This window comes from Mycoplasma razini (assembly GCF_048076865.1).
GTDB lineage: Bacteria > Bacillota_I > Bacilli_A > Mycoplasmatales > Metamycoplasmataceae > Mycoplasmopsis.
Genome location: NZ_CP182212.1, coordinates 421484 through 436005 on the forward strand (window position 1 = coordinate 421484; position 14522 = coordinate 436005).

7 protein-coding genes are annotated in these 14522 nt (G+C 26.5%); 4 read left to right on the plus strand and 3 right to left on the minus strand.

The window, feature by feature from the left end; translation table 4 throughout:
* Positions 1 to 59: 59 nt before the first annotated feature.
* Positions 60 to 320: a 30S ribosomal protein S20 gene (gene rpsT / locus ACM0L0_RS01760; protein WP_416738261.1), complete on the minus strand. Its 261-nt coding sequence runs from the start codon at positions 318 to 320 to the stop codon at positions 60 to 62.
* A gap of 342 nt (positions 321 to 662) precedes the next feature.
* Between rpsT and dcm (ACM0L0_RS01765) the strand changes: the two genes are divergently transcribed.
* The 4 genes from dcm (ACM0L0_RS01765) (at position 663) to ACM0L0_RS01780 (ending at position 11610) form a co-directional block, all read left to right on the plus strand.
* Positions 663 to 1721, plus strand: a complete 1059-nt coding sequence (gene dcm, locus ACM0L0_RS01765; protein WP_416738262.1) for a DNA (cytosine-5-)-methyltransferase — start codon at positions 663 to 665, stop codon at positions 1719 to 1721.
* Positions 1709 to 2905, plus strand: a complete 1197-nt coding sequence (locus tag ACM0L0_RS01770) for an MAG4270 family putative restriction endonuclease (protein WP_416738263.1) — start codon at positions 1709 to 1711, stop codon at positions 2903 to 2905. Before dcm (ACM0L0_RS01765) ends, ACM0L0_RS01770 begins: the two co-directional genes overlap by 13 nt.
* Before the next feature lie 291 nt (positions 2906 to 3196).
* Complete coding sequence (locus ACM0L0_RS01775) at positions 3197 to 6940, plus strand: hypothetical protein (RefSeq protein WP_416738264.1); 3744 nt, start codon at positions 3197 to 3199, stop codon at positions 6938 to 6940.
* A 932-nt stretch (positions 6941 to 7872) separates the two neighbouring features.
* Complete coding sequence (locus ACM0L0_RS01780) at positions 7873 to 11610, plus strand: hypothetical protein (protein WP_416738265.1); 3738 nt, start codon at positions 7873 to 7875, stop codon at positions 11608 to 11610.
* Positions 11611 to 11768: 158 nt separating this feature from the next.
* Here ACM0L0_RS01780 and dcm (ACM0L0_RS01785) read toward each other — a convergent pair whose 3' ends face one another.
* Positions 11769 to 13025, minus strand: a complete 1257-nt coding sequence (dcm, locus tag ACM0L0_RS01785) for a DNA (cytosine-5-)-methyltransferase (protein ID WP_416738266.1) — start codon at positions 13023 to 13025, stop codon at positions 11769 to 11771.
* Positions 13016 to 14509 (minus strand): Sau3AI family type II restriction endonuclease, encoded by a 1494-nt coding sequence (locus ACM0L0_RS01790; RefSeq protein ID WP_416738267.1) that lies wholly within the window; start codon positions 14507 to 14509, stop codon positions 13016 to 13018. The genes dcm (ACM0L0_RS01785) and ACM0L0_RS01790 overlap by 10 nt, the downstream gene beginning before the upstream one ends.
* Positions 14510 to 14522 lie beyond the last annotated feature (13 nt).

Genomic DNA, 14522 nt, shown 5'->3' on the forward strand with positions numbered 1-14522 from the left:
TATTTCTAAATAAAAAATCCAGACAAATAAATATCTGGATACTTCTTTATTTGATTAAATTATTTGTTTTTATTAACAAAATCATCTAATCTAGCATGTTTTCTAGCACCTTTGTTAGCGTGGAAAACACCTTTTGAAACAGCTTTAGCAATTGTTTTGTGAGCGAATGCTACTAATTCAGCAGCTTTTTCGTCTTTTGCTAACACAGCTTCTCTAGCTTTACGAAGAGCTGTTTTAACACGAGATTTCATTGCTGAATTCTTTTTGTGAGCTTCTTCCATTTTAGCTATGCTTTTGATTTTTGACTTAATGTTTGCCATTTCGTCCCCCTTTTTCTAATATTTTCTATTGAAAAATCATGTATATTATATATTAATTTTTTCAAAAAATAAAGTCTAATTTTCCCTATACAGTAGCTAAAAAAATATAAATTTAAGAATGAGATCTCAATAAAATTAAATAAGGATTATATTCCGTTATAATTCTTTCACTATGAAAAAGAAGATAAAAATATTTGAATCATTTGCAGGTATTGGATCACAATATAAAGCATTGAAAAACTTATATATATATATATATATAAAGACCTTCAAATTATTCCTTTAGGAACAGTTGACTGATATATAGATGCTATTATTTCATATCAAATAATACATTATGGATTGTTAGAACCAGAAAACAATTTAAGTCATACGGAAATGGCTAAACTTTTAAACAATTATACTTTTAGCTCTGATTCTAAGAAACCTGTCTCAAGCACCTATTTTAATAGAATGAAGGATGAAAAATTAAGAAAAATTTTTCCTTATTTGTATTCATATGTTAATAATGAATATTTTTCACTTGTTTATCCTAATCATAAAAGAGATCCTAAGTATGTGGGATGTACTGACATAACTCAATTTCAAGTTCTTCCTAAAGGAATTGACATCTTTACATATTCCTTTCCATGCCAAGACCTTTCACAACAAGGTAAGCAAAGAGGACTAGAAGATGGAACAAGAAGTGGTCTACTTTATGAAGTTGAACGTATCTTAAAAAATAATTTAGATAGATTACCTAAGGTATTATTATTAGAAAATGTTAAAGCTTTAACAAATGCAAAATTTAAACAACCATTTGATAATTGAATAAAAACACTAGATGAATTAGGATACAAAACCTGATACAAAGTAATTAATTCTTCAGATATGGGATCAGCACAAAATCGTGAAAGAGTTTATGCTGTTTCAATATTAAAAAGTGAAATGAAAAAAGACTTTTCATTCCCAGAAAATGTAAACACTGAAAAACAGAAAAACTTGCAAGATATCATTAAATACACTGGTGAAAAAACTGAAAATTTAATGAATCATCTCCTTTCCAAATATGAATTTGAGCAGTTTAAAACAACAGCCAGCAATATAACTAAATCTCGTCTTAAAGAATATACTAACTTTAATTCCGAAGCATATATCTACATGCCTGTTGGTAAAGGACCTACTTTAACTGCCAGTGGAGCAAATAGCAGAATTAAATTTTACTTTCCTGAAAGCAATGCCTTAAAAGCAATATCACCAAAAGAATCTTATCTTTATATGGGGTTTGATAAAGAAGACTTTGAAAAAGTTAATCAAAGTAATTTACTATCTGATTCTAAAATGATTTACACATGTGGTAACTCTATTTCTGTAGAAGTTCTTGAAAAAATTTTTATAGAAGTGCTTAAATGTCTCAAATAGAAATTTTCAAGATACCAATGTGTACTAAAAATTATTATTCAGAAAAATCAAAGTCAGCCAGAGCACAATTTGACTTATATGTAGCCTTTGATGTTAAGAGATTAATTATTTCTGATATATTTGTAGAGTTTTTAGATGTTAAGCTCGATCTTTATAACACAAAAGAGCATATGTCAAATAAAAATAATAATTTTGTGATTAGAAATAAAATTTTTAAAAGTCTTGGCTTAGAATTAAAACCTAGATCATATTGCAAGGATAATAAAACAATTAATTTAAATCAAGAGCAACTAAAAATATTTAATAGTATGATAAATACTATCTATTTTCAAGAAGAGCAAAAAAATCTTAAATCATTAATTTACCAACTCAAAGGTAATAATCCAGGTGGTTCAGTATCCAAGAAAGAAAACTCTGAATTAATTTTAGATATCAAAAGATCACAAGACTCTAAAATCTTTTACAATTTACCTTTAATATTAGATTGCATAACAATTGGAATCAATATCGAAGGTGATAGCTTGGAATTTATGCTGAGAAAATATGAAATCCATTTATCACAAATCAAAAGTTTTAATCAAATGATTGATATTATTAAAAATTCAAATAATTTATACCTATGAAACGGAATTTCCAATTTGGAAATCACTGGCATTGATAATAAAGCAAAAAATGAAAAATGAATCGCAAATATGAAAGATCATTCTAAAAACATTGACAAGAATTTTGCGTTTTGTAAAGAAATAAAACAATCAATTCAAAGGTCGAGGGTACAATACAGCAAAAATGTGCAAAATAAAAAAATCTTTAATATTACTTATAAAACAGAAAAAGCACATATTTATAATGTAGAATGAATTAGACAAGAGGCCTTTGATTACTGTGGAAATGACTTATCAAAACTAAATGATGCTAAATATAAGAAAATAATTAGCCAAGTTAGTGATGAGAATAATTATTTAAATTTAGAGCCAAACATTCATAGAAGTTTTGATAGATATGAATTTAGCTACAATGAAAATGGTAAACTAGTTTGAAATAAAGAAAATCTTACTGATTTAGTGAATGCAAATTCTCTATCTAACTATTTAGCAATCCCAAGCAATAAGTTATCTTCTGAATTAGTTGAATATATCAAAAAAAGAAACAATTATATACAAACTAATGACTTGTTAAGAAAATAAATAATAAATTTTTAATCTAAAAAGCTGCAATAAGGGCAGTTTTTTAATTTTTCTTTTTAAAATCAGTAGTTAAAGCATATTTGATTATAAAAACATCAATTTAGTTAAAAATAAATAAAAAATTTTTAAAAATATAGTTTATGTGAAAAAAATTATTTATTTTTATGTTTTTTATTCCCTATGCATAGGACTGTATGATTAAATATTGCATTATAGAAACCATTTCACCATATTTGGGGTGTTTTTTCCGAGTGATATAATAAAAAAAATAAAGCTAATGCAGGAGTAAAAATGAACAAAAAACTAATAAAAAGAACCATTTCAACTTTAGGGGTTCCAAGTGCAGCTTTAATTGCTGCAACTAGCATTTCAGCAGCTGAAAATGCAGATTCTAATACAAATGATTTAGGTCAAGAAAAGGCAGAGACTAAGGATGAAATTAAGTCATGAAATTTCTATAGTCAATTTACAATAGATTCAATTAACAAGCTCATAGATAATGCTCAAAATAAAAAAGAAATAGATGAGATAAAAGATCGATTACAAATGATTTATCTTAATTATGAACCAGATAAAAGTATTTATGATGATGAAAGTTTTAAGAAAGAACATATTACTGATGTACTCAATTCTACTAAATATAAAAATGCAGGAATGAAACAAAAAAATGACTTTGATTCAATTATAAATGTTATGGATAATTTATACAATAAATTTAATTCTCTACATTTTGATTCATTAGAAGAATTTGAAAAATATAGTCAAGGTGTTGATTTACTATACAAATTAGATGATGTCACATCACAATTAAATGGAGATTATGTTATTAAAGAAAAACAAGACCTTGTCGCTAAAATTAATTCTACAAAAGTATTCCCAGAATCTACAAAGAAGTATTTTACAGATCAAACATATGAAAATAGATCAACAACAAACGAACAATTTCAAAAATGAGTAAATGCAGTTGATGAACTTATTAATACAACAGTTGAATATATTGCTGACGTTAAAAAATTCAAAGAAGCAACAAAAGATCTTGAAAGTCTTATTAAAACACATTATGATGAAGATGAAAATAATAGATTAAGAGAATATTACGAATATATAAAAAATGATTCTAAGGATATATTAGACGATGATAGTACATTAAAGCCTTCTATTAAAGATATGAGACCTTTTTCTGATGCTACATATCACACACAACTTGGTTTATCATTATTAGAAAATTATAAAGATCCTCTTTTTGATGAGAAAAATGAGTTAAAAGAAAAAATAGATTCAAAACCATATTTAAATGACATTCAACGACATTTTCTTAAAAGTGAAGTAGATAAAGCTCGAAGTAACAACAACCTTGATAAAATTAGCAAAACGACTGATACATTAAGTTTGATTCTCAAACAAGCTCAAACAGCTTTAGATAATGTTGAAAAAGTAAAAGAATCAGTTAAGTATAAAGAAGCAAGTTCTGAATCAAAAAGTCAATATGAAACAGCAAAAATAGCTCTTGAAAATAAATATAATAAAGCTCAAAACCCAAAATCCTTTGGTGAAATTTTAACTTCTATTCAAGACACTTATAATGGTAATTCAGAATATAATAAAGCAGAAGCTAACTTAAATGGTGATGCAAAAATTCAAGCAGCAAGAGATGCTGAAATAGCAAAAATTAATAATGCCAACTATTTATCAGAAGCTTACAAGCAAGATGCTATTAAAGCAATAAATGATTTAAATACTCTTAAAGAAATTGATGATTTTGCAAATAATCAATCTTTAATGAGTAAAATTTGAGAAGATTCTAAACGTCTTTTCACTGAATTAAAAAATCAAAAAGAAAGTCTTCCATTTGCTGGTGTTACAGATCGAACACTTAAGTTGATAAAAGAAGCAGAAGAAAAAAGAAATCAACTTTTTACAACAGATGATAATTATAAACTAACCTCATTTGCTGCAACTGAAGATCAATATAATAACTTAATGGATGATTTTACAGGTGTATTATCTTCAATTCGGAATGATGAAGACAAAATAAATCAACTTAAATCACAAATCATTAAAGAAAACAATTCAGTTTATGGATTAAATAATTATCAAAAGGAAAGATTAATTGATGAAATTTCTAAAGCATGAACAGAACCAGAACTTAAAAAAATTCAAAAGAAATCTTATGACTTAATCAAGAAAATGTCTGATTTAGAACTTGCTTGAATGCATGCAATAAATGCTCCACTTATGGTTAGATATCAAGCAGCTTCCGAAGATAAAAAACAAGCATTAGATAAATTAATTAAAGGAAACAATAAAAGCACATATTATCCTGATGAACAAAAATCTATAAATCCAGAGGAAATTGCCGAAAAAGCTAAAGCATTAAATGATGCATTTAATGCTTTGGACGGGGAAGAAAGATTCCCCATGGTTAAACAAGGATATATTGATAGCATTAATAATTTGAAAAATATATCTCCTGAACAAAAAGCAAATATTATTAAAAAAATATCTCCATCTAATGATTTACTATACTTTGGTTTTTTAAAAAATATATCTAACGAAATAGATAAAGAAATTGGAAAAAGCAAAGCAGAGCTTGAAAATGCTCAAAAGCAAAGAAATGAAGTTAAATACATTAATGCAGATAGAGACTTAAAGAAAAATTATGATGAATCAATTTCTAAATTAGAAGAAAAAATTAAAGAGGCTTTAAAAATTACAAATATTGATTCTAATAGTCCTGATACAATAAAAGGAATCTTAACACCATTAAATAACAATTTAAAAAGTGATGAAGTTAAATTAAATGGTGAGTCAAAACTTCAAGAAGCTCAAAAAGCTGCTAAAGAGCAAATTGATAAAGAGCAAAATTTAAGCAAAGAACAAAAAGATAAAATCAATGAACTCATTAATAATTCAACCATGAATGAAGATATAGAGGATATAGTAGGTGTTTCAAAATACCTTGATAAAGGTTTAAAAAAGGCAAAAGAATTACAAGAACAAGCAAATAAAGCAAAAACAATGCCTAAATATATTTATGCATCAACTAAAGAAGGTTTGGATAAAGCCTTAAAAGGATTAGATGCAAGTATTGCAGAAGCTTCTAAAATTGAAAAAATGAAAAATGTAGCTAAAATCTCAGATATGTTTGATGCACTAAATTCTAGCACAAGACAAACAGAAGATGCACTCAATGCTTTAGATGGTGATGCACAACTTAAAGCTCAAAACGAAAAAATTATTAAAGAAGTAGTTAATAATTTACAAGATACATTGACTACTGGAAAAGCACATCCTGAAAATGATGAAAAAATAGCTCAACTTGCTAAAAACGGGGAATCAGATAAAGCTAAAGAACTTAGCGCTTTTAATGATGGTTTAAATAAACTTACAACAATTAAGCAAGAGTTGCAAGCTCAATTAGATAAGCCAAACACAACTGTTAAAGAATTTACAAATGCCCTTAAGAAAATTATCAAAGATACTTCTGCATTAAAACAAACACAATCAAATAATTTCAAAGACCTATCTGATAAATTTAACAAAGCCTTAACAGACTTATCAAATAATCAAAATGGTTTATTACAATTACTTAATGCACTAGACAAACGAAACAATGATATGCTTTTCCAAGCTCAAGTAGCACTTACACAAAAAGACCAAGTTGCTTCAAACTTTGCAAAAATGTTATTAGATAATAAATATATTGATTTAGTAATTAAAAATGACAATAAAAAGCTTACAAACAATGATATAGAAGTTATTAAGTCAATTAGAAATACTAGTGAATTTCAAAATGCTCCTAAAGCTTTACAAGCCTTAATTCTTGATAACACTAAATTACAAGCCAGCATGCAAGACAAACCATTAACAGCACAACCACAACCAAGTAAACCTGAATTAAATCCAAACAATCAAACTGAACCAGAAGCATTTAAAGCAAGTATGTTATGATGAATTATTCTTACAGCATTTGCTGCATTAATTGCTATCTCAGGATTATCAATTTACGTATTTAATAAAAAGAAAAATAAATAAGCATTATTAAAAATATCACATGTTAGCATGTGATATTTTCTGTATTCTTATGTATCAACAATAATAAAGATCCATGTCTATTATTAGGGCATAGTTTTTGCTTTTATTGCTTAATTTTACAAGGTAAACTTAGTGCTTGTTTTCTTCTTTTTTTACCCATAAGCAAGTTTATTTTTCAATGTCCAAATTCAGTTGTATCTTTTATTATATTTGGCCTATGTGCAATTTACTTATTTTAACTTTGTGTCATGTTGCTTCTATCCACATTAGACTCTTTAAATATTCAGCTTTAAAATGTTTTGTGAATTTAGAATACCTTTTATCACATCATCAAAAAGCTTTTTTGTAATGGCGATATACATAGATCATAAAAACTATTCTTGCAAATCATATTCATTATTAATAGTATTGTATTTTAGTTAACTTTAAATGGTTGTTAGTTTGATATATGATTTTGAAATATCTCTTATGAATAGACACTAGTAAATATAAAACCTCAATATTCTTTTTCCAGATAATGGCTTGTATTTTTAGACACTTATATAATTTTACTAAAGCACTTACTTTAGCAATAAACTGAGTGATTTTCTAATAGAAGAGAAAAAACATCTCATAAATATTACATATAGGGAGAACACTGTTTAAGAATTCAAAAAAACTGCAATAATGGTTGTTTTTTCTTATTTTTTTCTTTTTTTAGTTCAGTAGTTAAAAAATATTTGATTATAAAAATAACAATTTAGTTAAAAATGAATAAAAATTTTTACAAAAATATAGTGCATGTAAAAAATACTATTTATTTTTGTATTTTTAAGTCCTTATCCATAGGACTGCATGATTAAATATTGCATTATAGAAACACTTTCACCATTATTTGTGGTGTTTTACTCGAGTGATATAATAAAAAAAATAAAGTGAAAGCAGGAATAAAAATGAACAAAAAACTAATCAAAAGAACCATTTCAACTTTAGGGGTTCCAAGTGCAGCTTTAATTGCTGCAACCAGTATTTCAGCAGCTGAAAATGCTGATTCTAATACAAATGATTTAGATCAAGAAAAAGCAGAGGCTAAGAATGAAATTGAATCATTGAATTTTTATAGTAAATTTACAATGGATTCCATTAAAAAACTCATAGATAATGCTAAGAATAATAGCGAAATAAATGAGATAAAAAAACAATTACGAACAGATGAGGGTAATTACGAAATATATAATAGGATTTATAAGAATGAAGAATTTAAGCTAAAACGTATTAACAATGTTCTTAATTCTACTAAATATCAAAATGCTGGAAAGAAACAAAAAAGCCACTTTGATTCAATTGTAAATATTATGGACAATTGATACAATAAATTTGATTCGCTACATTTTGATTCATTAGAAGAATTAAAAAAATATAATATACCTAGGGTATTTGATATATTGAATAGCGCACCAGGGTGACTGAATGGAGATTATCTTGTTAAAGAAAAACAAGAGCTTGCTGCTGAAATTAATTCTACAAATGAATTTCCAGAATCTACAAAGGAATATTTTATAGACAAAACGTATGAAAACACAGCGAGAGAAAACGAACGATTTCAAAAATGAGCAAAAGAAGTTCATGAGCTGATTGATAGAACAGTTAAATATGTTGCCAATGTTAAAAAATTCAAAGAAGCAACAAAAGATATTGAAAGCCTTATTAAATCACATGGTGATCAAGAAGACAATGAAGATTTAAGACGCTATTCTGAATATATAAAGAATGATTCTAATGATATATTAGATAATGATAGTACGCTAAAGCCTAACATTTTAGAAATAACAGAGCCTTTTGCTGATGCTACAGGCCACATGACATATGCTTTAGAGTTATTAGAAAAATATAAAGATCCTCTTATTGAAGACAAAAATGATTTAAAAGAAAAAATAGATTCAAAGCAATATTTAAATAATGTACAACGTCAAGTCCTTAAAAGTGAAGTGGATAAAGCTCAAACAAGTAATAAGCTTGACAAAATTGAAAACGCAACTGATAGATTAGATTCAATTCTAAAGAAAGCTAAAACAGATTTAGACAATGCTAACAATGTAAAAGAATCAGTTAAGTATAAAGAAGCAAGTTCAGACTCCAAAAATCAATACGAAACAGCAAAAGCAGCTTTTCAAGAAAAATATGATAAGGCTCAAAGCCCAAAATCCTTTGATGAAATTTTAACTTCCATTCAAGATACACGTAATGCTAATTCCAAATTTAATGAAGCAGAAGCTAACTTAAATGGTGATACAAAAATTAAAGCAGCAAAAGAAGCCGAAATAGCAAAAATTAATAATGCCAACTATTTATCAGAAGCTTACAAGCAAGATGCTATTAAAGCAATAAATGATTTAAATACTCTTAAAGAAATTGATGATTTTGCAAATAATCAATCTTCAATCAGTAAAATTTGAGAAGATTCTAAACGTCTTTTCACTGAATTAAAAAGACAAAAAGAAAGTCTTCCATTTGCTGGTGTTACAGATCGAACACTTAAGTTGATAAAAGAAGCAGAAGAAAAAAGAAATCAACTTTTTACAACAGATGATAATTATAAACTAACCTCATTTGCTGCAACTAATGATAAATATAATAACTTAATGAATGATTTTACAGGTGTATTGTCTTCAATTCAAAATGATGAAGACAAAATAAATCAACTTAAATCAGAAATCATTAATGTAAACCATTCAAATTCTTGATTAAGTAATTATCAAAACGAAAAAATAACTGATGAAGTTTCTCAAACATGAACAGAGCCAGAACTTAAAAAAATTCAAAAGAAATCTTATGATTTAATCGAGAAAATGTCTGATTTAAGAGAAGCTTGAATGCGTGCAATAAATGCTCCACTTATGAATAGATATCTAGCAGCTTCCGAAGATAAAAAACAAGCATTAGATAAATTAATTAAAGAAGACAATAAAAGCTTATATTATCCTGATGGACAAAAATCTATAAATCCAGAGGAAATTGCTGAAAAAGCTAAAGCATTAAATGATGCATTTAATGCTTTGGACGGGGAAGAAAGATTCCCTATGGTTAAACAAGGATATATTGATAGCATTAATAATTTGAAAAATATATCTCCTGAACAAAAAGCAAATATTATTAAAAAAATATCTCCATCAAATGATTTACTATACTTTGATTTTTTAAAAAATATATCTAACGAAATAGATAAAGAAATCGGAAAAAGCAAAGCAGAGCTTGAAAATGCTCAAAAGAAAAGAAATGAAGTTAAATACATTAATGCAGATAGAGACTTAAAGAAAAATTATGATGAATCAATTTCTAAATTAGAAGAAAAAATTAAAGAAGCTTTAAAAATTACAGATATTGTTCCTAATAGTCCCGATACAATCAAAGGAATCTTAACACCATTAAATAACAATTTAAAAAGTGATGAAGCTAAATTAAATGGTGAACCAAAACTTCAAGAAGCTCAAAAAGCTGCTAAAGAGCAAATTGATAAAGAACAAAATTTAAGCAAAGAACAAAAAGATAAAATCAATGAACTCATTAATAATTCAACCATGAATGAATATATAGATGATATAGTAGGTGTTTCAAAATACCTTGATAAAGGTTTAAAAAAGGCAAAAGAATTACAAGAACAAGCAAATAAAGCAAAAACAATGCCTAAATATATTTATGCATCAACTAAAGAAGGCTTGGATAAAGCCTTAAAAGGATTAGATGCAAGTATTGCAGAAGCTTCTAAAATTGAAAAAATGAAAAATGTAGCTAAAATCTCAGATATGTTTGATGCACTAAATTCTAGCACAAGACAAACAGAAGATGCACTCAATGCTTTAGATGGTGATGCACGACTTAAAGCTCAAAACGAAAAAATTATTAAAGAAGTAGTTAATAATTTACAAGATACATTGACTACTGGAAAAGCACATCCTGAAAATGATGAAAAAATAGCTCAACTTGCTAAAAACGGGGAATCAGATAAAGCTAAAGAACTTAGCGCTTTTAATGATGGTTTAAATAAACTTACAACAATTAAGCAAGAGTTGCAAGCTCAATTAGATAAGCCAAACACAACTGTTAAAGAATTTACAAATGCCCTTAAGAAAATTATCAAAGATACTTCTGCATTAAAACAAACGCAATCAAATAATTTCAAAGATCTATCTGATAAATTTAACAAAGCCTTAACAGACTTATCAAATAATCAAAATGGTTTATTGCAATTACTTAATGCACTAGACAAGCGAAACAATGATATGCTTGCACAAGCTCAAGTAGCACTTGCACAAAAAGACCAAGTTGCTTCAAACTTTGCAAAAATGTTATTAGATAATAAATATATTGATTTATTAATTAAAAATGACAATAAAAAGCTTACAAACAATGATATAGAAGTTATTAAGTCAATTAGAAATACTAGTGAATTTCAAAATGCTCCTAAAGCTTTACAAGCCTTAATTCTTGATAACACTAAATTACAAGCCAGCGTGCAAGATAAACCATTAACAGCACAACCAAGTAAACCTGAATTAAATACAAACAATCAAACTGAACCAGAAGCATTTAAAGCAAGTATGTTATGATGAATTATTCTTACAGCATTTGCTACATTAATTGCTATCTCAGGATTATCAATTTACGTATTTAATAAAAAGAAAAATAAATAAGCATTATTAAAAATATCACATGTTAGCATGTGATATTTTTATATAAAAACTATTTTCAAATATTTGAGTTTATTATCAAAGAATAAATATTAAAACATATATTAATGTATTCATTAATATTTATTTTTGTTTAAGCAAATATTAATATGTATTATAATTTACTCTTTTTTTATTATTTTAGCTAATGGTAAAGATAATCTTTTAATAATGCCTGTTACTAATGCATTACCCATCATAAAATATCTTTTTCTAGATGGCATTGTATCTGTTCAATTCGGAGGAAACATTTGCAGTGCTTCACATTCAATTTCATTCAAAATTCTATATTTATTTATTTTCTCATCAAAAATAATGTGAGAACTTCTATTTACTGAACCTTCAGAAGTAAGCATTGTTCTTCCGGGCATATCAAGATTTTCAGGAAAGCTCATTGCACCTTCAGAATATAAATACTTGTGACCATCCTTAGAAACTCTTTCAATTTTCTTATTACCTTTAAGATATTTTCATTTTTCTAATTTTTCTTCTGAAACAATATATTTGTCATATGTGTCATCTGAAAGATCTCTATTATTTTCAATGATCTCTCTTAAGGTATATACCTTATTATAAGAAACATTTATATCAGCTTCTATAATAGAACCATTAATCATCATACCTGTTTTTAAAAATGAACCTTGTGAATAATTATCACTAATATCAACTATGTCTTTATATTCATTAATAGATCTATAAGTTATTTTTGAAAAGTGATCAACAGGAAATTGCTCATTAAATAATGTGGATGTTAATAAATTGATATCTAATTCATTTCTTTGAAACTTTTTATTATATTTTGTGTCATTCTTTCAAGCAAATATGAAAACACGCGTTCTCTTTTGAGGCATATTATATTCTGCTGCATTAATTGTTCTTCATGTAACATTGTAGTTTAAATCAGAAAATGTTTTTAACATTATTGCAAAATCACGTCCTCTTTTTGAAGCAGGCGATTTTAATAGTCTATCAACATTTTCGAGTAACACGAATTTTGTTTCTTTTTCTTGCAAAACAGCTTTTATTTCTCAAAATAAAACACCTTTTTTTCCTTCGATGCCAGATTCTTTTGATAGACTTCTAGCAACAGAATAATCTTGGCAAGGAAATCCTCCTACAAGTAAAGAATGATTTGGGATATGCTTTTTATCAACTTTAGTTATATCTATATTTGATGCATCTTTTGTATCAAATCTAGTTTTATAACATTCGAATGCATGCTGAACGCTTGTTCCTGGCTCTCATTGATTCGCATAAACAAATTCTCATGGTCCATTTTCGATTGCTTTGCCCGTCTCTTTATCAAACTCAACAATATCATTTAAACCAACTCTAAAGCCACCGACCCCAGCAAATAATTCTGCAACTTTTAGTTTCATTTTTTCTCCTCCGCATTTTTTATAAAAGCAATTTTTATTTGTTCTTTTACATATGAATTGTTTAGAAAAAAACATTGTTTAGTCATTCAATTGCCATTAGGTAAAATATCACTATCAGAAATTTTACCATTGCCAATTGCTTTTCCATCTATAATATAATAAGATTTTGCTGAATGAGGTCTTAAATGAATTATTCTAGTATCTACTTTTTTAGGCAAGCTATTTTTTACAATTCCATTTTCAATTTTAAATTTTACCCCAGAATTTATATGTCTTCTGTAAAATTCATATTCTTTTTTCATCTCTAGTTCTAAATCATTATATGGCATATTTCAAAACATGGCACTTTTTAAATAATATTCACCATTATCTTTTTGTTGAAAAATAACAAATAAAAATTTTTTTTCTGAAAAATATTGATAAATAAATGAATTTTTATAACTCGTTTCAGTAAATTCTTTAAATTTTATTGTTGGAAAAGACATCGACTCTCTTATTTCTTTATTTTTATCAAGTCTAATTGTTTTTACAACAACATCTGCCTTGACAAATTCTTCTGCCATATTTGATTTTATCCCCAAAATATTATTAACTATTAAATTATTAATGTTTTTTACATTATTTTTTTCTAAATTAAATTTAGAACATAAATCTTCAACACTTCAACCATAGAATTTCTCAAGCTTCTCTAAAACTATATTATTGAATGTATGAGTCTTTAATTCACTTTTATTTTTAATAATTTTTTCATATTTTTCAGAAACATATTCGCTTCCATATATAAATTTTTGTATAACATAATTTATATATCCTTGTTTCAATGAAAATGCTCGTTTTTGAGCAGGAACAGTTTTATTATAATACTGTGGTCTTAATGATGATTTTTTATCTTTTCCTTTTGTGCATGCTCCTAAATAGGTTGTTAAACTCTCGGATAACTTATGCGCATTACCAGATATAATCATGTTCGCTATAAAACTATAATCATCTTTAATAATTAAATAATCATTTTTAAATTCTTCATTTAATAGTTCAATTAGCTGGACATATTTTATTCTATAATCTAATTTATTAATATTTTTTCCCTCATATAAATACATAACTAACAACATTGCTTTCAGTTTATTGAAAAGCTCTGAATTCTCAATGTTTGGTGATATGGGTTTATCGTAAGGTATCATTGATATAACAAGTCTTTCTTTTGCTTTTAAGATATTTTTAGAATCTTTAATGAGTCCTGTTGTTTTTAATTCTAATTCAGCACTCTCAAAATCAGGAGATGAATCATTGTTAATTTTGTACTCGAAATAATATTTTTCAAGAATATGTCCAAGCTGCCCTTTATGATTATCATCCTCAATAACATAGTCGTGGTATCCGTTTCTTTTATTGTAGTTAATAATGATTTCTTTGAATGAAAGCCCGACTAATTCTTTAGCATACCTTGTAATATCATTTTTGTCATTTTTATTATATTTTATCATTCTAGAATTTTAC